Genomic DNA, 22,147 nt, shown 5'->3' with positions numbered 1-22,147 from the left:
ATTAAATGTCTAAATATTTTTTTAGGTAATCCGAGCGTTCCTTTAGGCTTTCAATAAAAGTATCTTCTTCATGACCAGACACTATATTATAACTGTAACGTCTAAAACTTTGCATAATATCATTTAGGCTTGTATTACCTACTTTTAATGTTATTTGTGCAATATCATTTTCAATTTTAGAAATAAATGCGCCAAACAGTTTTCCGTCGTTAGATTCTACAATTTGGCTAATTTCGCTAAAACTATAATCTGCCAAGCCTTTTTCCACAACCAGAATACCTCCAGCTTCAGCAAAAAATGGTGTTTCATTAAATAAAGTAATAATGTCGTTTAACTCAAAATAACCCAAATACGCATTATGCTCGCTTAAAACAGGCATAACGTTAGACGAGTTTTGAGCAAAAGCCTCCAAAATGTCTAGCCAATTGGTGTCTTTTCTAACAAAAAAACCTTCAATCGCATAGCTGTATTCGTTTAAAGATTTATTACTTTCAAAACAATGCGCATCTGTTTCAGAAATACAACCTAAATACACACCATCTTCATTTACTATAGGAATGTGCGAATAGGTAAGTTGGTTAAAAAGTAATTGTATATCGCTAACCAAACCAGTATTTAAAAGTGGCTTAATGTCGTTAATTATAAATTCTGAAGTATTCATGTCTTGTACCATATTGAGAGTGCAAATTAATCAAAAAAATGCTACTAATTGCGTGTTCTACTTTGTATTTTTGTGAAGTAAAAATTAAAAAATGACAAAACTTAGTGTAAACATAAACAAGATTGCAACCTTAAGAAACTCTCGAGGAGGTGATGTGCCAAACGTGGTTCAATTTGCTAAAGATGTGCAGCGTTTTGGAGCGCAAGGCGTAACCATACATCCACGACCAGACGAGCGTCACATTCGCTACCAAGATGCTTACGATTTAAAACCTATTGTCCATACAGAATATAATATAGAAGGAAATCCTATTGAAAAATTTGTGGATATGGTATTAAAAATTAAACCTACACAAGTTACTTTAGTACCAGATAGTGTTGATGCTATTACCAGTAATGCAGGTTGGGATACCATTAAAAACAAAGATTTTTTAGTTGAAGTAATTAAAGAATTTAAACAAAATAACATTAGAACTTCCATATTTGTAGATCCTGATGTAAAGCAAATTGAAGGTGCAAAACACACAGGAACAGATAGAATAGAGTTATATACTGAAGCTTTTGCACACCAATACAGCTTAGGAAATACAAACGCTATTGCGCCTTATATTGCATGTGCAGAATTAGCAAACTCGTTAGATTTAGGCGTTAATGCAGGCCATGACTTGTCCTTAGAAAATATTAAATTTTTTAAAGACAATATTCCTGGTTTATTAGAAGTTTCTATTGGTCATGCCTTAATTGCAGAAAGTCTATATTTAGGTATAGAAAACGTAGTTAATATGTATTTAAATAAGTTGCGTTAGCGCAATAGTTAGCACGTTGGAAAATTAAAAATTTTAATAATCCTCTGTGAAACAAGAGCAAAATTTGAAACAAAGTATTAAAACAATAAAATGCAGCAACTACATTCAAACATATTAGGAAAAGGGAAACCATTTTTAATCCTTCATGGGTTTTTAGGCATGAGTGATAACTGGAAAACACTAGGCAAGCAATTTGCCGAAGCTGGTTACCAAGTTCATTTAATAGACCAACGAAATCATGGTCGGAGTTTTTATAACAATACTTTTAATTACGAGGTATTAACCCAAGATTTAAAATACTATTGCGAGGAACATAACCTAAAAAATTGTATCGTTTTAGGGCATTCTATGGGAGGAAAAACAGTAATGACATTTGCAACGCAATATCCAGAATTAGTCTCTAAATTAATAGTCGCAGACATTTCTCCGCGTTTTTATCCTGTACATCACGATGCTATTTTAAATGGATTAAGCGCCTTAAATTTTGAAAGCTTAACAAGTAGAGGAGAAGCAGATGAGCAATTGTCGCAATACGTATCGGATTTTGGAACACGACAGTTTTTGTTAAAAAATTTATATTGGATAGAAAAAGGAAAACTAGCATTACGTATTAATCTAAAAATCCTTAAAGAGCAAGTAGAAGAAGTAGGCGAAGCGTTACCAATACATGCAAAATACAATGGAGATACTTTGTTTTTAAGAGGCGATAAAAGCGAGTATATTTCCAATCAAGACACCACAATAATAAAAAGCCATTTTCCAAACGCAATTATAAAAACAATTAAAAACGCAGGTCATTGGTTACATGCTGAAAATCCTAAAGATTTTTATAATGCTGTAACAGAGTTTATAAATTAAATAGTTTCATTATTATGAAATCATTACTAATCCTATTATGTTTTTTTGTAACTACAACTTATGTGTGGTCTCAAAACACTGAAACTGTTCAGAAATATTATGATAATGGACAACTTAAGTATGAAGGTCAAAAAATTGACAATGTACGTTCTGGAGATTGGAAATCCTATTATGAAACTGGAGAGTTAGAATCGGAATACAGTTATACCGAAGGTAAAAAGAATGATAATACTATATTTTATTTTAAAAATGGAGAAGTTAAATCTATAACAAAAAAAATTGACGATCTTGTTTTTTATAAAGAATATTACGAAAGCGGTAAACTATTTGTAGATCGTATTATTGGAATTGGAGCTTATAAAGAATATTTAGAGGATAATACGCTAAAAGTATCTGCAGAATATAATGGATTAGATATTATTGGTATTTGGAATAGTTACTACGATACAGGAGAGCTACAATGGCAAGTGCAATATGTTGATGGATACAAAGATGGATTTTATAAAGAATTTTTTAAAAGCGGAACACTTAAAACAGAAGGAACGTATAAAGAAAATTTTAAAAACGGAAAAGAAAAGAGATACAACGAACAAGGTGTTTTAACATGGGAAGGTGGTTATAAAAATGATGAATTAGATGGAAAATGGAAACAATTTAATACCGAAGAAAAAACCTTAGGTACAGTTAAATATGACGAAGGCACTTTAATCAAATCCGATGAAGACCTAGAGGTAAAACCCACAACTGTACCAGATGGTCTAATCGAAAAAGTGCCAATGCACCCAGAGTGTAAAACAGCTTTAGGTAATAATGCTGTAAAAAAATGCTTAAACGATGTTTTGAAAACGTTTATTATAAAGTCATTTAATACAGATTTAGCAGGTAGTTTTGGTTTGTCAGGAAAAAACAGAATTAATATTTGGTTTAAAATTAGTAAAACCGGAGATATAATTGATGTTAAAACTAAGGCGCCTCACGTCGCGTTATCTAGAGAAGCAGAGCGCTTATTAACTTTGCTACCAATTATGGAGCCTGGACAACAGCGTGGAGAAAAAGTGGATGTGCAATTTTATTTACCCATTACATTTATGGTTCAGTAGCTTTTTAAAGCTAATTCCCCTAAAATATATATAACATTACTAATTTATAACATACTAATAAAACAAAACTATGAACCTAATTATAAGATTATTATTAAACGCAATTGCTGTATTTTTTTTAGCTAACGTATTATCTGGTGTTACTGTAAATGGCTATGTCACTGCAATTATTGTAGCATTAGTAATTGCTATATTAAACTTACTTGTAAAACCTATTTTGGTAATTTTAACCTTACCAATAACCATTTTAACACTAGGTCTGTTTTTATTTGTAATAAACGCTTGCATCATATTATTAGCAGATAAATTTATAGATGGCTTTGGAGTAAAAAACTTTGGTACAGCACTTTTATTTAGCATATTATTATCCATTTTGCAATGGTTATTACAATCGTTTTTGAAAAAAGATAAAAAATAATTTAAGCATTGAAATACAGTGTGTTAAAAACTTTGTTGGAGTCTAAAAAAAGTAGTATTTTTGCACTCCTTTTTAACAGAAGAAAAACTAATGTTAAACGCCAATTAAAGGCTATAGATCATTTATAATGAATATTACAAGAGAAAACATTGATGCATTAAATGCAGTAGTAAAAGTAGATATCGCTAAAGACGATTATAGCGATAAAGTGGAGAAAATCTTAACAGATTACAGAAAAACTGCAAACATTCCTGGTTTCAGAAAAGGTCACGTGCCAATGGGAATGGTTAAAAAACAATATGGTAAGGCTGTATTAGTAGATGAGGTAAATAAACTAATTCAAGAAGGATTAAATAAATATTTAACCGAAGAAAAATTAGACGTTCTAGGTCAACCTTTACCAAAAACACAAGATGAAATAGATTGGGATTCAGATACTTTTACTTTTGAGTTTGAATTAGGTCTTGCACCAGAATTTAGTGTAGATTTAAAATCTAAGAAAGCCATTACTCATTATAAAATCGTTGCAGACGATAAAATGATTGATGAGCAAGTAGAAAATATCCAGAAACAATACGGAAAATTAATTTCAGAAAATGTAGTTTCTAAAGACAGTGAAATTACAGGAACCTACACTAACGAAGAAGAAGGAATTGAGAATACAGTAACTCTAACGTTAGATAAGTTTAAAGGTAAAGCGACCGAGAAGCAATTTATTGGAGCTAAACCAGGAGATGTAATTACACTTAAAACAAAAGGACTTTATAACGATGATCACGATTTAATGCATGCATTAAAAGTAGAACACGATAAAGCACATGGTTTAGATATTGAAGTGAATTTTGAAATTACAGAAATTAACAAACGCGAATTAGCAGATTTAGACCAAGAGTTATTCGATAAGTTATTTGGTAAAGACACCGTAAAATCTGTAACAGAATTAAAAGCAAAAATAAAAGAAGATGCAGAGAAGCAATTTGTACAGCAATCCGACCAAAAGCTTTTAAATGATGTTACTGAGCACTTAGTAGAAAACACAAAATTTGATTTGCCAGCAGAATTTTTAACAAAATGGATGCAAACTGCAGGTGAGCAAGAAATGGACGAAGCACAAGCAAAAGAAGAATACGAAAAATCCGAAAAAAGCTTACGTTACCAATTAATAGAAGGCAAACTAATGCAAGATCACGATGTAAAAGTCGATTTCGAAGACGTTAAAGCAAGTGCTAAAAACATGATTAGAATGCAAATGGCACAATTTGGTCAAATGAATCCTTCAGATCAAGAATTAGACGATATTGCTGCACGTGTATTATCAAATCAAGATGAAGTACGTCGTATTTCTGAGCAAGTTGTTAGTCAGAAATTATTAGAATTATACAAAGAAAAAGCCAACATCAAAAACAAAGAATTAACATACGAAAAGTTTGTTAAAGAAGTTTATGGTGATAAATAAACGTTCTTTCTTTTAAAGAATAATCATTATCTTTAGAGCGTTAAACAAGTTGTTGTTTAACGCTTTTTGTTTCAATTAAAATTAGATAAAAACAAACTATGGATTTAGGAAAAGAATTCGAAAAATTCGCAATAAAAGACCAAGGGATTAACAGTAACTACTATCACAAAATTGTAAGTAGCATGTATCCACAAGGGTTAACACCAAATATTATTGAGGAGCGCCAAATGAATGTTGTAGCAATGGATGTATTCTCGCGTTTAATGATGGATCGTATTATATTTTTAGGTATGGGAATTAGCGATCAAGTAGCAAATATTATACAAGCACAATTATTGTTTTTAGCAAGTACAGATGCTAATAAAGACATCCAAATATATATTAACTCTCCAGGAGGAAGCGTTTATGCTGGTTTAGGTATTTACGATACTATGCAATTTATTAAGCCAGATGTCGCAACAATTTGTACAGGTATGGCTGCATCAATGGGAGCAGTATTATTATGTGCTGGAGAAAAAGGAAAACGTAGTGGCTTACCTCACTCTAGAGTGATGATTCACCAACCACTAGGTGGAGCGCAAGGCCAAGCTAGTGATATTGAAATTACAGCTCGAGAAATTTTAATTCTTAAAGAAGAATTATATAAAATTATAAGTAAACATTCTGGTCAAGATTACGACAAAGTCTATGCAGACAGTGATAGAGATTACTGGATGAAAGCAGACAAGGCTAAAGAATACGGAATGATTGACGAGATTTTAAAGCGAGAGTAATAAGTATAACCTATAATAAAGCGTTAAGTATAAGCAGTTTTTTAACACTTTACTTTTCACTTTTAATGCATAAAAAATGGCAAAAGAAGAATTAGAATGTTCGTTTTGTGGTCGCAAAAAACCAGAAACCAATTTGTTAATTGCAGGTCTCGATGCGCATATTTGTGATCGATGCATACAACAAGCAAATGGCATTGTAATAGAAGAGTCTAAACAAAGCGATAATAGTGAACTTTCAGCAGAATTGATGCTGAAAAAGCCACAGCAAATTAAAGCCTTTTTAGACGAATATATTATTGGACAAGAATACACCAAACGCGTAATGTCTGTGGCTGTGTATAACCACTACAAGCGTTTACTGCAACCGCCAACAAATGATGATATTGAAATACAAAAATCAAACATCATAATGGTTGGTCAAACAGGAACTGGTAAAACATTAATGGCAAAAACAGTAGCCAGAATGTTAAATGTGCCTTTAGCAATTGTAGATGCAACCGTTTTAACAGAAGCTGGTTATGTTGGAGAAGATGTAGAAAGTATTTTAACACGCTTATTACAAGCAGCCGATTATAGTTTAGAAAAAGCAGAAAAAGGAATCGTTTTTATAGACGAAATAGATAAAATTGCACGTAAAAGTGATAACCCTTCAATAACTAGAGATGTCTCTGGAGAAGGCGTGCAACAAGCTTTACTAAAACTATTAGAAGGTACAGTTGTTAACGTACCACCAAAAGGAGGACGTAAGCATCCTGATCAAAAATTTATAGAAGTTAATACAGAAAATATTTTATTTATTGCAGGTGGTGCTTTCGATGGTATAAATCGTGTTATTTCTAAGCGTTTAAATATGCAAGCGGTTGGTTATAGTGCAGCTATGAATGATGATGATGTGGATAGAGATAATTTATTGCAATACATTATACCAAAAGATTTAAAAGATTTTGGTTTAATACCAGAAATTATAGGTCGTTTGCCAGTGTTAACCTATATGGATCCTTTAGATTCAAAAACCCTAAGAGCAATTTTAACAGAGCCCAAAAACGCTATTATAAAACAGTACAAAAAACTGTTTTCTATGGATGAAATTGAGTTAAATATAACTGAAGGTGCTTTAGAGTATATTGTAGATAAAGCCATTGAGTACAAATTAGGTGCAAGAGGGTTACGATCGCTCTGCGAAGAAATTTTAACAGATGCCATGTTTGAGTTACCTGGTTCCGATATTAAAAAACTAAACGTCACTAAGGCTTACGCCGAAGAAAAACTTAGTAAAACAACTCTAAAAAAGTTAAAAGCAGTGTCTTAATTATTATAATCACACATTACTATATAAACCATTTGTAAAACAATTTGCAAATGGTTTTTTGTTTATATTTAAATATGAATTTTTCGGAGTTAAAACCCATTACAACTAAAAGATTAGTGTTGAATTTAATTAATGAAAATGATATTGAGCTAGACTTTGCGCTTCGGTCCAACCCAATAGTTGGTCAATTTATTAATCGACCACTATTAAAAGATAGAACAGAAGCAATTACTCATATTCAAAAAGCTATAACATTAATAGCAGAAAATAAAGCAATAATTTGGACTATAAGAGATGCTAGAACAAGAATAGGTTTTGGTACAATTTGTTTATGGAATTTTTCTGAAGATAAAAAAACGGCAGAAGTAGGTTATAATATGTTACCAAGCTATTTTGGAAACAGGTTTATGACCGAAGCTTTAAAGGCAGTACTTCAATTTGGTTTTAAAACAATACACCTTCAAACTATTGAAGCCTATACAAGTTATAAAAACATAAAATCAATTCAGTTATTAGAAAAACAAGAATTCAAACTTATAAAAGGAAAACAGGACGAAGGTTTTCCAGACAATCGTGTGTATAGTTTAAGTGTTTAGTTTTAATAATTCATCTAAATAATGACGTGTATTAGAAAGTCTTGGTACTTTATGCTGTCCGCCAAGTTTATTATTCTGTTTTAACCAATCGTAAAATAACTTTTCTCTAGCAATGTGTATGGTTGGTTTGTTTAACGTCATATTATTATAACGTTTCGCTTCATAATCAGAATTTAAAGATTTTAATGCATTGTCAAACAATTCATTAAAATAATTAATATCACTTGGAGGTGTTTTAAATTCTATTAACCACTCATGCGCACCTTTTTCTTTACCATCCATAAATATAGGTGCAGCAGTATAATCTACAATTTCGGCATTGGTTTTTTTACAAACTTTTCTTAAAGCATCTTCGGCATTTTCAATAATTAGCTCTTCGCCAAAAGCATTAATATGGTGTTTTGTTCTTCCAGAAACCTTTATTCTATAAGGTGTAATTGAAGTAAATCTTACAGTATCGCCAATTTTATAACGCCATAAACCAGCATTTGTAGTAATTATTACAGCGTAATTTTTACCAATTTCAACACCACTTAAAGGAATCACTTTTTGATTTGGTGTTCCATAAGTATCCATTGGTATAAACTCGTAAAAAATCCCATAATCTAGCATAAGCAGTAACTCGCTAGAGTTGTTTTGATCTTGGATGGCAAAAAAACCTTCCGAAGCATTGTAGATTTCGTAATATCTAAAATTATTACGTGGTAAAATGGCTTTGTATTGATCTATATAAGGGTTGAAATTTACGCCTCCATGAAAATAGACTTCTAGGTTAGGCCAAATATCAAACAAACTGTTTTTGTCTGTTTTTTCGAGCACATTATTAAGCAATACCAACATCCAAGAAGGCACACCAGCCAAACTGGTTACGTTCTCATTTATGGTTTCATTAACTATGGCATCCATTTTGGTTTCCCACTTACTCATTAAAGATACTTTACTACTTGGTGTACTACTAAATTCTGCCCAAAACGGCATATTATCTATTAAAATAGCACTTAAATCGCCAAAAACAGTTCCGTTTTCTTTATACAACTCTTTACTGCCTCCAAGTCGTAAACTTTTACCAGTAAACAGTTGCGAGTTTTCATTATTGTTTAAATACATGCACAATAAATCTTTGCTTGCTGCATAATGGCAATCTTCTAAAGATTCTGTGCTTACAGGTATAAATTTGCTTTTCGCGCTTGTTGTTCCGCTAGATTTTGCAAACCATTTTATTGGTCTTGGCCAAAAAATGTTAGATTCTCCTAGTCTAGACCGTTCTATTAAATCTTGGTAATCTTCGTAAGTAGAAATAGGCACACGATCTGCAAATTCGCGATAACTTTTAATGGAGGCAAAGTCGTATTTTTTTCCAATTTGTGTGTCTTTAGCTGTATTTATGAGACTAAAAAGTAATTCTTCCTGTACTTCGTTTGGGTATTTTAAAAACAATTCAATTTGATGAAATCGTTTTTTTAAAAACCACGAAGCAATAGAATTTACTAAAGGAATTGGCATATTTATGGTATCTTTAAGTGCTAAAAATAACACTTTTTTTTATATGATTTATCAAGGCGTTTTAAGAAAAATGGTAACGGAATACGCAGAGCCTATTCAATATTATTTAATTTTTGAAAATGATTTTATTAATATGAATCAATTATTAAATAAAACCCTTGATTTTAAGTTTGTTAAACACCAATGCTTACATTGTAGTTTAGATAAAGACATTTACAGACAAGGGTTTTGTAAGTCTTGTTTTTTCGATATTCCGCAAGCCGCAGATTGGATTATGCGACCAGAATTAAGTACAGCACATTTAGATAAAGAAGATAGAGATTTAGAGTACGAGAAAAAGGTGCAGTTACAACCACATATTGTGTATTTAGCAAATTCTAGCAATGTAAAAGTTGGTGTGACTAGAAAAAGCCAAGTACCAACACGTTGGATAGACCAAGGTGCGCACGAAGCTATTGAAATTGTTGAGGTGCCAAACCGTTATTTAGCAGGTATTACAGAAGTTGCCTTAAAAGACCACGTTGCAGACAAAACCAATTGGCGAACCATGCTTAAAAACGATGTTAAAGACGAAGACTTAGTGCTTTGGAGAGATAAATTAGAGCAATATATTCCTGAGGAAGCAAAAGCCTATTTTATAGCCAACAATAAAGAAACTACTATTGATTTTCCTGTATTAGAATATCCTGAAAAACCAAAATCTTTAAATTTTAAGAAAACAAAAAATTACAAAGGTGTTTTAAAAGGTATAAAAGGCCAATACTTAATTTTTGAAGATAATACGGTTTGTAATATTAGAGGTAATGAAGGTTTTGTGGTGAGTTTGGAGATTTCTTGAATCCAATTTTAACACCTCTTTGAGAGAGTAACTATTTGTTTTTTAGTATTTTTAAAATAAAAGTTATGAAAATTCCAGTATTATTTTACGTTTACTTTACTACCTTGTTGTTAATCACATTAACTATAATGGCAACTATGAACATGTCTTTTGGTTGGGTGTTTTATACCATGTGTTTTGGTCAATTAATGGTTTTAGTTATGGTCTATAAAGTTTTAAGAGACCAATACACTACAACCAAAACCTTTAAGCATTTTTATGAAGATAATCCTATAAATTATAGGCAATAAGCATGCTGCAACCAAAAAAACCACGTCATTTTAAAATGCGTGGTTTTAATATATGGTTAGAGAAGTTTAAGATCTAAACTTCTTCTTGATCTCTTAAATGCTGAATATAGGCAGCCTTTTGTATCTCGCGTCTGCGTGCTACAGATGGCTTTGTAAAGTACTGCTTATCACGTAAGTTTTGCATAATTTTTACATTTCTATGCTTACGTTTATAGCGCTTAAGTGCTCTCTCTATATTCTCTCCTTCTTTAATTTCTATTTTAATCATAGTAACTATATGTATTGTTTGCTAAAATTTTCGGATTGCAAAGATTGGTATTTTTTCAATACTAAACAAATCTTTTAAATACTTTTAGCAAGCAATTAATTATCCTAAATAGGTTTTTAATATTTTACTTCTAGAATTTTGGCGTAAACGCTTAATTCCTTTCTCTCTAATTTGTCTTACACGCTCTCTGGTAAGGTCAAAAGTTTCACCAATTTCTTCTAAACTCATTGGAGATCCATTAGTTAATCCAAAGTTTAAACGTATAACATCACTTTCTCTTGGTGTTAACGTATCTAAAGCACGCGTAATTTCTAAATTAAGCGACTCGTGAATTAATTTTTTATCTGGATTTGGCGACTCGCTAGAACGTACCACATCATATAAACTATAGTCTTCACCTTCTTTTAAAGGCGCATCCATAGAGACGTGGCGACCAGAGTTACGCATAGATTGTTTTACATCACTAATAGTCATGTCTAACTCTTTTGCAATTTCATCTGGACTTGGTGGTCTTTGGTTTGCTTGCTCTAAATGCGAAACAACTTTACGAATTTTGTTTATAGACCCAATTTTGTTTAATGGTAAACGTACAATACGCGACTGCTCTGCCAAGGCTTGCATAATCGCTTGACGAATCCACCAAACTGCATAAGATATAAATTTGAAACCTCTAGTTTCGTCAAAACGCTGTGCTGCTTTTACCAATCCTGCATTACCTTCGTTAATTAAATCTGGTAACGATAGACCTTGATTTTGGTATTGTTTAGCAACAGAAACTACAAAACGTAAGTTAGCCGTTGTGAGTTTATCTAAAGCTTGTTGGTCACCTTCGCGTATGCGCTGTGCTAATTCAACCTCTTCTTCGGCTGTAATTAGTGGCAGTTTACTTATGTCTTGAAGGTATTTATCTAGTGATTTAGATTCTCGGTTGGTTACTTGCTTGGTAATTTTTAATTGCCTCATTCAGTATGTGTTTAATTATTATGAACCCATCAATTTACACCTTTTTTTGACAAATCCTAATTTTGTGTGGTTTATTTTTTATTTTAATTTTTTGCCTCTAAAAAATAATGGTGTAATACCTTGTTTTTATTAGTTAACGGAGTCTTTCTTTTTTTTCTTTTTCTTGCCTCCAAAAAGCCCTCCTAAAACATCTTTTACAGTCTCTTCTGTGCTAGATTTTGTTGAGTCTTTAGTGGTTTGGTTTCCACTTATAATGTCGTCTAAAACACCTTTTATAGGATTTGAATTTGGTGCTTGTGTTGTAGTAGAATCGTTTGGAGTAGTCTGTGTGTTTTGGTTTCCAATTACATCGCCTAATAAATCCTTAATTTTATCTTTACCAGTATTTAATAGTTTTTGCTTTTCAATTTCTATTAATTGCTGAGTTAAATTAGAAACTCCACTTGTTAAATCTGTTTTAACTGAAGGATTAGAGAGTGTACCTCCAATATTTGCAGTAATTGGAATGCTAATATTGTTTACAGCATTATCGTTTATTTTACCAATTAAACGATTAACCTCACTTCCTAAGTATTTTGCTGGAACTTGTAAAACAGCTTTATAATCCATAGTGTTACTAAAACTGTGGGAACCATCTATAGTTATGGCAATGTCTTTATATTTAATGTTAAACGGTTGTACGTTAACTTTTCCGTTTTCAAAACTTAATTTTGTGGTTAAGTCTTTTAAATCTAACTTACTAAAATCTACGAAACTCAGTGCATTGTTTAAAGCAGAAAATAAAGCTTCGTTTTTAGGTTTGTACTGTGCAGTTAATATTTCGGCAAAAGCTTCACCAGTTATAGAGTTTAAAATTGGAGTAAAATCGTCTCCCAAAACACCATTAAGCGCTATTGTACTGTTTAATTTTCCATCCAAAGCACTTGCAATTGGCGCTAAATTTTGCAGTAATTCTAAATCTTTAAACGATTGTGAGAGATTAAAATTTTTCATTCCAAGATTCATTGTAAATGCTGGAGTTTTAGTCGAAGTGTCCACGTAGCCATCCATCATTAAATTTCCATCAAAAATACTTGAGCTCATTTCGCGCAACACTGCTTTTTCATCTTTTATGTATAAATCTCCCTTTATATCATTTAATATAAGGTTATCGTAATATACCGTTTTTGCATTGGCATTGATTTTACAATCTAAAAAGGCAGGTATTTTTAAAGCATCTGCTGGTTCTGCACTTTGGTTTACTGGTTTGTCCGAGCCACCTTCAACCATAAAATCATTTACATAAAACGTATTAGAATTCACATTAAATTCGCCTTTTAATTTTTTATCGCTTAATAAAAAACCAAGCAAATTAGTAATTGTTCCTGTAGCTGCCATATCGCTTTTCCCTGTAGTCGCTTTAAAATTTTCTAAAGTAACTGTAGAGGGATTAAAAGTTACCGAAGCTTGCGAAATATTAATAGGATTTACAATATCTGCAGACGAGAATACAAAATCCGAAACAGACAGGGTTCCGTTGTTTTTAATGCGGTCGTAGGCATTAGTTTCAATAGCATTCATATCGAATTTTGTGTTTATTTTACCTTTTAAAACACCACTTAATTTGTTGTCTAATTCTAATGGATACGCTTGTGTAATATTAGCTAAATTTAAAACACCATCAATATTCGCATCTACAAGCATATTACCTGTAAGATTTTTTATAGTTGCTGAAGATTTAAAAACATCTTCATCAATTTTAAAATTTAAAGTATTTAAATCTACATACGTATCGTCTGTTTTTCCTGTTTTGTTTTTAATTGAAGCATTAATCGAAATAGTTTCGACACGTTTTGGTAAGTCAGGATATTTAAACGATGCATTGTTAGACATAATATTAATATCTAAAGTAGGAATCGTCTCCTCTGTAATTTTACCTTTTATAAGTCCGTTGACTTTAAAATTCCCTGTAGTTTCAACGTTTTCAATATTTTTAGAGTAGGCTTCTGGAGCAACGGCAAGAAAATCTTTAAAAGACGATCCTGGATTTTCGAATGTAATATCTACTTCTTGGCCTTCTTCTATTAATTTAACGTAGCCTTTAAATTCTAGAGGCAAATTATTTATAAATCCTTTATTGTCTTTAAAAGTATAGGTGTTAGTTTTTAGGTCTAAATCTATTAAAGCATTTAATTTTACCAGGTTATTGTTTAAATAATTTGTGCTATCAATATTTAAACTTACATAAGCTTCAGATTTAGTATCTAATTCAGAAATGGTTTCAGAAAACGTTCCGTTTCCAGAATGGTTAAGTTTATTCACATAAATAGAAGTATTATTGGCTTCGTCTAAATAAGTAAATGCACTATTTGTAATACTATAATTTTCTATATCTAACACAAAACCTTCAGTAGATGTCGTGTCTGCTGTGGTTGTGCTTTCTTTTGCAATATCGTAATTAGCATCACCTAACGCGTTTGTTTTTAACGTAATTAGTGCTTCGTTTATAGAAATACCATTAACTTTAATAGGACCTTCGTTGGCTTTTTTAAAGAGTTCTTTAATAGACATATCAAACGATAGGCTTTTTACAGTCGCTAAAGTTTCATCTTTAAAAGGTTGGAAATTAGTGATTGTAATCTCGTCCACACTCACATTAGCCTGTGGAAAACTACTTAAAAAACTAAGGTTTACATCCTTAAAATCCACATGTGCATTTACATTATTGTTTATAAAATTGCGCACCATATTTTTTATTTGCGATTGAAATAAAAATGGAGAAAAAATAAGGAGTAATAAAATTATAAGTAAAGATATTCCTGTAATTTTTAATATTTTTTTCATAGTAATATACTGAGAAAAGTTTAGTGTTAGTTTAAATTTAGTAGTATATATTATACGCAAAATTCTGCTTAAAAGACGTAATAAACGGCTATTTTAGGATAAATTTAGCATTATAAAAGTTTAATTTCTTCGTTAAGTTTTAAGTTGAAACGTTTTCGGAATAAATAAACACCAAGATATAAAAAAGGAGTGTCTAAAAATGCAACAAGGACTTTAAAAACAAAACCGCTTAATAGCAAGCCTATAAAGCTGCTCCAATCAATAATACTAAACGAACACAATAAAAACAGTACAGAAAAAGTATCTATAAATTGCGACAACCACGTCGAAAAATTGTTTCTTAACCAGAGGTGTTTGCCTTTGGTTAGCTTTTTCCAGAAATGATAAATTTGAATGTCTATAAATTGAGCAAATAAATATGCGGTCATACTTGCAAAAACAGCAATTGCAGAAGCACCAAAGACAGTATTAAACATATCATCTTTTACTGGAGAATTTGCTATTGCAGGCACAGCATTTGCCACTAAAACAATAAGTAACGAAAATAATGAAGCAAAAATACCAGCGATAACCACATCGTTAGCGCGTTTTTTACCATAAACCTCGCTAATTAAATCGGTTACTAAAAAGGTGATTGGATAAGGCAAAATACCAACCGAAATTTCAAACAGTTTAAATCCAAAGAGTTCTAAATCTAAAGGATACCAATAAAAAAACTTTTGAAAAATGAGATTGGAAACCACTAAAGCGGTAATAAATAAAGCGCCTAAAAACAGATAGATACGTTGTGCTAATAAGGTGTCCTTTATTGTCATTAAAAATTGTGAATAAATAGCTCACGTAAATATAAGTTAATAAATTATGTTTTAGTTATTTTGTGAGTTCCTATGGAGCAACCAAAAAAAGTATATATCGCACTTGGAAGTAATAAAGGCGACAAGTTTAAAAACTTGCAAGACGCTGTTAATCTTATTTTTGAAAAAATAGGAACAGTAATTATTGTCGCTAAAGTATTTAAATCTCCAGCAATGGGTTTTGAAGGTGATACTTTTTTTAATACCTGTTTGTGTTTAGAAACAACATTAAAACCCAAACAAGTTTTAAAACAATTATTAGCTATTGAAAACACTTTAGGACGTGTAAGAACACAAAAAGAAGGTTACGAATCTCGGATTATAGATTTAGATATTTTGTTTTATGGTGAAGAGATTGTAGATGAAAAAACGTTGCAAATTCCGCATCCTGAAATCCAAAACAGGCGTTTTGTTTTAGAGCCTTTATACCATATTGCTCCTAAGCTGAAGCATTACTCATTAGATATTGCTATTGCAGAACTGTTAAACAACACAAAAGATAAAAGTGTTTTAGAACCTGTAAATATTTGGTTAAAAAACCCATCTAAAAAATACCAATTTACCAACTATAATTATATTGCTATTGAAGGAAATATTGGTGCAGGAAAAACAAGTTTAGCCACAAAAATAGCGCACGATTTTAATGCGAAACTGGTATTGGAACGCTTTGCAGACAATCCGTTTTTACCAAAGTTTTACGAAGATGCTCAGCGTTATGCCTTTACTTTAGAGATGTCTTTTCTTGCCGATCGTTACCAGCAAATTAGCGACGATTTAGCGCAATTAGATTTGTTTAAAGATTTTGTAGTGAGTGATTACGATGTGTTTAAATCACTAATTTTTTCTAAAATCACCTTACAGCCAGACGAGTTTAAACTCTATAGGAAACTCTTCTATTTAATGTATAAAGATATTGCAAAACCAGATCTGTATGTGTATTTATACCAGAATACAGAGCGTTTGCAGGCAAATATTAAAAAACGTGGACGTAAATACGAAAGTAATATTGAGGATGACTATTTAGAAAAAATAAACACTGGTTATTTAGAGTTTTTAAAAACTCAAACCGAATTTAATGTGAAAGTTATTGATATTTCGGATCGTGATTTTGTAAAAAACCGCGAAGATTATTTGTGGATTTTGGGAGCGATTTGTGGTGAGTGATTAGTCTAACCAAATAGCTTCTCCGTTTTCACTAGATCTTGGAGGCATGCCTTGTCGTCCTTTAGTATGCCAGAAAATGTATTCTTTTTTATATTCTGAAATTCTGCCAGCATTATATTCCTCAGAAATTAATTCTTCTATTTCTGCAAAACTTTCTTTTGGTGAGTGAACAAAAATAAAATATGCTTTGGATTTGTAAACGCCAGTTCTTTTATTGTTTGGGAAGCCATATTTTTTAGTTAAATTAATTAGTAAATCGGTGTTGGAGTTGTCTATTTCATTAATTTTCAACCATAGACTATCAATAGATTTTCTGTAACTTTTGTAATCAATAGAGTCTAAAATAGTAGTGTTTCTATATTTTGAAATCATCCACGAGTTTGTTTCCAAGCCATAAATAGAATCTATTTGGTCTATATAAAGTCTAGGGTTTTGATCTAATTCATAAATGGAGTCAATAATTTTGTTTAAATAGATTTTATCTATTTCAGTTAATTCTGCTTTAATAGCTTCAATTTGTTTGTTTTTATCTTTTACACATCCTAAAATTAGTATAAGAATAAGTATTAAAAGATATTTTAACTTCATATAAATTAATATTTTAAACCATTAATTTAGAAAACAAATCCCAAACCACAACACCACAACTCACAGATATATTTAACGAATGCTTAGTGCCAAACTGAGGGATTTCAATTACATAATCACTAACATTTACCACATCTTGCGCTACACCTTTAACCTCATTGCCAAAAACAAGAGCATATTTTGTGTTCGTTTCAACGTTAAAATCATTGAGCATAATAGCGTTTTCGGCTTGTTCAATACTTGCAATTTTATAGTTTTTAGTTTTTAATTGTTCAATAATTTCTAGAGTATTTTCAGCATATTCCCAAGCTACAGTATCTGTACTACCTAAAGCAGTTTTGTGCATGTCTTTGTGTGGAGGAGTAGCAGTAATACCACAGAGGTAAATTTTTTCTATTAAAAAAGCATCACTCGTTCTAAACACAGAGCCTATATTATTTAAACTTCTAATGTTATCTAATATAATAACAATAGGTGTTTTCTCTGTATTTTTAAATTCAGCAACCGTTAATCTGTCGAGCTCGCTGTTTTTTAATTTTCTCATTAAAAATTTTTATTTTTTATTCCCATGAAGATAGGAGTCTCTTAATTATAGTTCTATACGATTTTGTGAACAACTGTAAATAACTTATGTGAGTTTCCCTTCTAAAAAAATCAATATTTAATTACATTTACAAACTTACTAAAATCAATTTTCCTTTGGCAAAAAAAGCAAAAAAAGTCACACCATTAATGAAGCAATACAATGCGATAAAAGCAAAGTATCCAGATGCTTTATTATTATTTCGAGTAGGTGATTTTTACGAAACTTTTGGAGCAGATGCTGTAAAAGCAGCAGGTATTTTAGGTATTGTGTTAACCAAACGAGGTGCTGGTAGTGAAACCGAAACCGAATTGGCTGGTTTTCCGCATCATTCTTTAAACACTTATTTGCCAAAGTTGGTAAAAGCAGGAGAGCGTGTTGCTATTTGTGACCAGTTAGAAGATCCTAAACAAACAAAAACCATTGTAAAACGTGGTGTTACAGAATTAGTAACTCCTGGTGTTGCATTAAATGATGAGGTTTTAAACTCTAAAAGCAATAATTTTTTATGCTCTGTTTATTTCGGGAAACTTAAAATAGGAATTTCATTTTTAGATATTTCTACAGGTGAGTTTTTAATGGCAGAAGGCAATCAAGAATATATAGATAAGCTGTTGCAAAACTTTAAGCCTAGCGAAGTACTAGTGTCTAAACAAAAGCGTAACGCATTTACTACTGCTTTTGGTAATGACTTCCATACGTTTAATCAAGAAGATTGGGTGTTTCAAAGTGATTATGCTTACGAAACTTTAACCAAGCATTTTGAGACTAAAACACTAAAAGGTTTTGGTGTTGAAGAGTTACAAGAAGGTATTATAGCCTCTGGTTCTATTTTACATTATTTAGGCGAAACCCAACACAATAAATTGCAACATATAACTGCTATTTCCAGAATTGCAGAAGATGCTTACGTGTGGATGGATAAATTTACTATCCGAAATTTAGAACTCTATAATTCCACCAATAATAATGCAGTAACCTTACTCAATGTTATTGATAAAACGTTGTCTCCAATGGGAGGACGTTTGCTAAAACGTTGGTTAGCATTGCCTTTAAAACAAGCCAATGTTATAAAACAACGTCATGAAGTGGTACAGTTTTTTACTGAAAACGAAACAGTTCATAAAAACATTCAAAATCATATAAAAGGGATTGGTGATTTAGAACGCTTAATTTCTAAAATCGCTACAGGTAAAGTAAGTCCACGAGAAGTGGTTCAGCTTAAAAACTCGTTAGATTCGCTTATACCAATAAAGTCATTATCGTCTAATTGCGATAACGAATCATTGAAAATTATTGGAGATACGTTGCAAGGTTGCGACGTGCTTAGAGCAAAAATTAAGGAAACTTTAAATGAAGAAGCTCCAGTTAATATTTTAAAAGGAAAAACTATAGCTAGTGGCTTTTCTGAAGAATTAGACGAACTAAGAGCATTATCTAAATCAGGAAAAGACTATTTAGACAATATGTTAAAACGCGAAAGCGAACGCACAGGAATTACATCGCTTAAAATTGCCTCTAACAATGTTTTTGGGTATTATATAGAAGTAAGAAACACGCACAAAGATAAAGTGCCAGAAGAGTGGATTAGAAAGCAAACTTTGGTAAGTGCAGAGCGATATATTACGGAAGAATTAAAGGAATACGAAACTAAAATTTTAGGAGCAGAGGAGCGCATTCTAACAATAGAGCAAAATTTATTTGCAGAATTGGTATTGTGGATGAATCAATACATAAAACCAGTACAACAAAATGCTTATTTAGTTGGGAAATTAGATTGTTTATGTGGTTTTGCACAATTAGCAAACGACAATAATTATGTATATCCTGTTATAGACAACTCGTTTGCTTTAGATATAAAAGAAGGAAGACATCCTGTTATTGAGCAACAATTACCTTTAGGTGAAAATTACATCTCAAATTCTGTATATCTAGACAGAGAATCACAGCAAATAATTATGATTACTGGACCAAATATGTCTGGTAAGTCTGCTATTTTAAGACAAACAGCACTAATAGTTTTGTTAGCGCAAATGGGAAGTTTTGTGCCTGCAGAAAGTGCAACTATAGGATTAATAGACAAAATATTTACTAGAGTAGGTGCGAGTGATAATATCTCTATGGGAGAATCTACATTTATGGTAGAAATGAACGAAACAGCTTCCATACTTAATAATATTTCAGAAAGAAGTTTAGTGTTGTTAGATGAAATTGGTCGTGGTACAAGTACTTACGATGGGATTTCAATTGCTTGGGCAATTAGTGAATATTTGCACGAACATCCTGCGAAGCCTAAAACCCTTTTTGCAACGCATTATCACGAGCTAAATGAAATGACTGAAACCTTTAGTCGCATAAAAAACTTTAATGTTTCGGTTAAAGAATTAAAAGACAATGTGCTGTTTTTGCGTAAGCTAGTAGAAGGAGGAAGCGAGCATAGTTTTGGAATACATGTTGCCAAAATGGCTGGTATGCCACAGCAAGTTTTACATCGTGCAAACAAAATATTAAAAAAATTAGAGCAGTCACATTCTAGCGAAGAGCTTACAGATAAGGTAAAAACTATTAAGGATGATATGCAAATAAGTTTCTTTAATCTAGATGATCCTTTATTGGAAAACATTAAAGACGAAATCTTACACATTGATATTGATACACTTACACCTGTAGAAGCTTTAATGAAATTAAACGAAATTAAGCGAATGTTGATGAAAAATAAAATGGCGTAAAATAAATTGAATTTATTTTACAAAAAGGCTTTGCAATTAATATAAAAATTTTAAATTTGCATCCGCAATAGCAATATTGTTTAGTTCATTTAAAGACTGCGAAAGTAGCTCAGGGGTAGAGCATCACCTTGCCAAGGTGAGGGTCGCGGGTTCAAATCCCGTCTTTCGCTCTGAGAATTTTTCCTAAAAATATTCCAATGCTGAAGTGGTGGAATTGGTAGACACGTTGGACTTAAAATCCAATGTCCATTAGGACGTACGGGTTCAAGTCCCGTCTTCAGTACACATAAAAAGTCGAAAACGAAAGTTTTCGGCTTTTTTGTTTTATAATGTTTCCGATTGTTTGCATTTATCAACACTTTTTATAACAAAAAGCGATTTATTTTATAAATCTACTTTTCTCAAAATGTTAACCTGGACTTGTTGTAGCCAATTTGCGTATTCCGTAATAAAGACTTTAATCAAATTGATAGCGCCTTTTTATTATGCCTTTATTTTAATTCAAAAAAATAGTTGTAATTTTAAAACATGAGTAATACAAACATGACATTAAAGGAACTAGCCAAAATAATAGGTGTTTCTGTATCTACAGTATCTAAAGCGTTAAATAATAGTCCGGAAATTAGTGAAAAAACAATTGTAAAAGTAAAGGAATTAGCCGCTTTGCATAACTACCAACCTAATAGAGTTGCTTTAAATTTAAAATCAGGTAAAACCAATACTATTGCTGTATTAATCCCAAGTATCCAGAATAATTTTTTTGCTGAAGTGCTTCGAGGTATAGAGGAAATAATAGATCAATCTAATTATAATTTAATTATATCTATTACAAATGAATCTAATACTAAAGAAGCGAGTAGTATTACTTCATTAGCAAATGGTGTGGTTGATGGTTTTATTGTTGCAGCTGCAGAAGAGACTCAAATCACAAAAAATATAGACCATTATCACAAAGCATTGAAATCCAATAAAGTAATTGTGATGTTCGATAGAGTAATAAAAGACCTTAATGTTGATAAAGTAATTGTTAATGATAAGGAAGCTGTACAAAATTTAACACTTGAGCTTATGTCTAAAGGTAAAAAGACTATTGCTTTAGTGAGTTCGATACATAATTTAAGCGTTGGAAAGTCTAGAAAATCTGGTTATCTAGAGGCTTTGGAATCTAATAATACCAATTTTATAATTGAAGCGCTTGTTGAGGATTTAGACCGTAAAATAGAGTATTTATTAACTACAACGCAAATAGATGCAATTATCGCTTTAGATGAAGATGCATCATTATCTGCAATAAAAATTGCTAAGAAGACTAATTATAAAGTTCCAGAGCAATTATCTATTGTTGGTTATGCAGGTGAGAAATTAGCAGAAAACACCAATCCTAATTTAACAACTATAAACCAACATGGAGCAGAAATAGGAAGGCAAGCGGCAAAGCTATTATTAAGTAAACTTGTAGATAAAAATAAAACCCCAGAAAAAACAGTTATAAAATCTACAATTGATAATAGAGGAACTTATTAAATTTATGATATAAAAAAAACCGTTTAAAAATTTAAACGGTTTTT

21 protein-coding genes and 2 tRNA genes are annotated in these 22,147 nt (G+C 31.4%); 15 read left to right on the top strand and 8 right to left on the bottom strand.

Translation table 11 applies throughout. From position 1 onward, the window contains the following. Position 1: 1 nt before the first annotated feature. Positions 2-661: a CBS domain-containing protein gene (locus ACVC5O_RS12660; RefSeq protein WP_452221850.1), complete on the bottom strand. Its 660-nt coding sequence runs from the start codon at positions 659-661 to the stop codon at positions 2-4. Positions 662-752: 91 nt separating this feature from the next. Between ACVC5O_RS12660 and ACVC5O_RS12655 the strand changes: the two genes are divergently transcribed. From ACVC5O_RS12655 to ACVC5O_RS12620, 8 genes are all read left to right on the top strand, one after another. Then, positions 753-1,466, top strand: coding sequence for a pyridoxine 5'-phosphate synthase (locus ACVC5O_RS12655; protein ID WP_452221849.1), 714 nt, complete (start codon positions 753-755; stop codon positions 1,464-1,466). 90 nt (positions 1,467-1,556) lie between these two features. Continuing rightward, a complete protein-coding gene (locus tag ACVC5O_RS12650) occupies positions 1,557-2,324 on the top strand; it encodes an alpha/beta fold hydrolase (protein ID WP_452221848.1) in 768 nt (255 codons plus the stop codon). A 14-nt stretch (positions 2,325-2,338) separates the two neighbouring features. Then, entirely contained in the window at positions 2,339-3,424 is a 1,086-nt protein-coding gene (locus ACVC5O_RS12645; protein WP_452221847.1) for a hypothetical protein, read from the top strand. A gap of 70 nt (positions 3,425-3,494) precedes the next feature. Further along, positions 3,495-3,842 (top strand): phage holin family protein, encoded by a 348-nt coding sequence (locus ACVC5O_RS12640; RefSeq protein WP_452221846.1) that lies wholly within the window; start codon positions 3,495-3,497, stop codon positions 3,840-3,842. Between the two features lie 127 nt (positions 3,843-3,969). Further along, on the top strand, positions 3,970-5,298 hold the full coding sequence (gene tig / locus ACVC5O_RS12635) for a trigger factor (RefSeq protein WP_452221845.1): 1,329 nt from the start codon (positions 3,970-3,972) through the stop codon (positions 5,296-5,298). Between the two features lie 98 nt (positions 5,299-5,396). After that, the gene (clpP, locus tag ACVC5O_RS12630; protein ID WP_452221844.1) at positions 5,397-6,071 is read left to right on the top strand and encodes an ATP-dependent Clp endopeptidase proteolytic subunit ClpP; all 675 of its coding nucleotides are present in this window, start codon (positions 5,397-5,399) and stop codon (positions 6,069-6,071) included. 76 nt (positions 6,072-6,147) lie between these two features. Continuing rightward, positions 6,148-7,380: an ATP-dependent Clp protease ATP-binding subunit ClpX gene (clpX, locus tag ACVC5O_RS12625; protein ID WP_452221843.1), complete on the top strand. Its 1,233-nt coding sequence runs from the start codon at positions 6,148-6,150 to the stop codon at positions 7,378-7,380. A gap of 50 nt (positions 7,381-7,430) precedes the next feature. After that, positions 7,431-7,976 (top strand): GNAT family N-acetyltransferase, encoded by a 546-nt coding sequence (locus ACVC5O_RS12620; protein WP_452221842.1) that lies wholly within the window; start codon positions 7,431-7,433, stop codon positions 7,974-7,976. On the opposite strand, the gene ACVC5O_RS12615 is transcribed toward ACVC5O_RS12620, so the two are convergent. Next, positions 7,965-9,479, bottom strand: a complete 1,515-nt coding sequence (locus ACVC5O_RS12615; RefSeq protein WP_452221868.1) for a GH3 auxin-responsive promoter family protein — start codon at positions 9,477-9,479, stop codon at positions 7,965-7,967. The two genes, ACVC5O_RS12620 and ACVC5O_RS12615, sit on opposite strands and share 12 nt — an antisense overlap. A 43-nt stretch (positions 9,480-9,522) precedes the next feature. Between ACVC5O_RS12615 and ACVC5O_RS12610 the strand changes: the two genes are divergently transcribed. Both ACVC5O_RS12610 and ACVC5O_RS12605 read left to right on the top strand, forming a co-directional pair. Then, positions 9,523-10,317, top strand: coding sequence for a DUF2797 domain-containing protein (locus ACVC5O_RS12610; RefSeq protein ID WP_452221841.1), 795 nt, complete (start codon positions 9,523-9,525; stop codon positions 10,315-10,317). 65 nt (positions 10,318-10,382) lie between these two features. Continuing rightward, positions 10,383-10,607, top strand: coding sequence for a hypothetical protein (locus ACVC5O_RS12605; protein WP_452221840.1), 225 nt, complete (start codon positions 10,383-10,385; stop codon positions 10,605-10,607). 73 nt (positions 10,608-10,680) lie between these two features. Here ACVC5O_RS12605 and rpsU read toward each other — a convergent pair whose 3' ends face one another. From rpsU to ACVC5O_RS12585, 4 genes are all read right to left on the bottom strand, one after another. Further along, on the bottom strand, positions 10,681-10,875 hold the full coding sequence (gene rpsU / locus ACVC5O_RS12600) for a 30S ribosomal protein S21 (RefSeq protein WP_452221839.1): 195 nt from the start codon (positions 10,873-10,875) through the stop codon (positions 10,681-10,683). Positions 10,876-10,974: 99 nt separating this feature from the next. Next, positions 10,975-11,838 carry a sigma-70 family RNA polymerase sigma factor gene (locus tag ACVC5O_RS12595; RefSeq protein WP_452221838.1) on the bottom strand — a complete coding sequence of 288 codons (864 nt, stop codon included), beginning with the start codon at positions 11,836-11,838 and terminating at the stop codon, positions 10,975-10,977. Between the two features lie 129 nt (positions 11,839-11,967). After that, on the bottom strand, positions 11,968-14,661 hold the full coding sequence (locus tag ACVC5O_RS12590; protein WP_452221837.1) for an AsmA family protein: 2,694 nt from the start codon (positions 14,659-14,661) through the stop codon (positions 11,968-11,970). 110 nt (positions 14,662-14,771) lie between these two features. After that, on the bottom strand, positions 14,772-15,476 hold the full coding sequence (locus ACVC5O_RS12585; RefSeq protein ID WP_452221836.1) for a queuosine precursor transporter: 705 nt from the start codon (positions 15,474-15,476) through the stop codon (positions 14,772-14,774). A gap of 72 nt (positions 15,477-15,548) precedes the next feature. Here ACVC5O_RS12585 and folK point away from each other — a divergent pair, with 72 nt between their 5' ends. Next, positions 15,549-16,679: a 2-amino-4-hydroxy-6-hydroxymethyldihydropteridine diphosphokinase gene (gene folK, locus ACVC5O_RS12580; protein ID WP_452221835.1), complete on the top strand. Its 1,131-nt coding sequence runs from the start codon at positions 15,549-15,551 to the stop codon at positions 16,677-16,679. Here folK and ACVC5O_RS12575 read toward each other — a convergent pair whose 3' ends face one another. Next, complete coding sequence (locus tag ACVC5O_RS12575) at positions 16,680-17,267, bottom strand: hypothetical protein (RefSeq protein ID WP_452221834.1); 588 nt, start codon at positions 17,265-17,267, stop codon at positions 16,680-16,682. It lies immediately after the preceding gene. Between the two features lie 13 nt (positions 17,268-17,280). Continuing rightward, positions 17,281-17,811, bottom strand: coding sequence for an RNA methyltransferase (locus ACVC5O_RS12570; protein WP_452221833.1), 531 nt, complete (start codon positions 17,809-17,811; stop codon positions 17,281-17,283). A gap of 155 nt (positions 17,812-17,966) precedes the next feature. Between ACVC5O_RS12570 and mutS the strand changes: the two genes are divergently transcribed. The 4 genes from mutS (at position 17,967) to ACVC5O_RS12550 (ending at position 22,103) form a co-directional block, all read left to right on the top strand. Continuing rightward, complete coding sequence (gene mutS / locus ACVC5O_RS12565; RefSeq protein WP_452221832.1) at positions 17,967-20,579, top strand: DNA mismatch repair protein MutS; 2,613 nt, start codon at positions 17,967-17,969, stop codon at positions 20,577-20,579. A gap of 98 nt (positions 20,580-20,677) precedes the next feature. Then, positions 20,678-20,749: transfer RNA gene (locus ACVC5O_RS12560), tRNA-Gly, on the top strand. Positions 20,750-20,778: 29 nt separating this feature from the next. Further along, positions 20,779-20,862, top strand: a tRNA-Leu gene (locus tag ACVC5O_RS12555). 245 nt (positions 20,863-21,107) lie between these two features. After that, on the top strand, positions 21,108-22,103 hold the full coding sequence (locus tag ACVC5O_RS12550; RefSeq protein ID WP_452221831.1) for a LacI family DNA-binding transcriptional regulator: 996 nt from the start codon (positions 21,108-21,110) through the stop codon (positions 22,101-22,103). Positions 22,104-22,147: the final 44 nt, after the last annotated feature.

It is taken from the genome of Lacinutrix salivirga (genome assembly GCF_053604675.1).
This window is presented reverse-complemented; position numbering and strand designations above follow the sequence as displayed.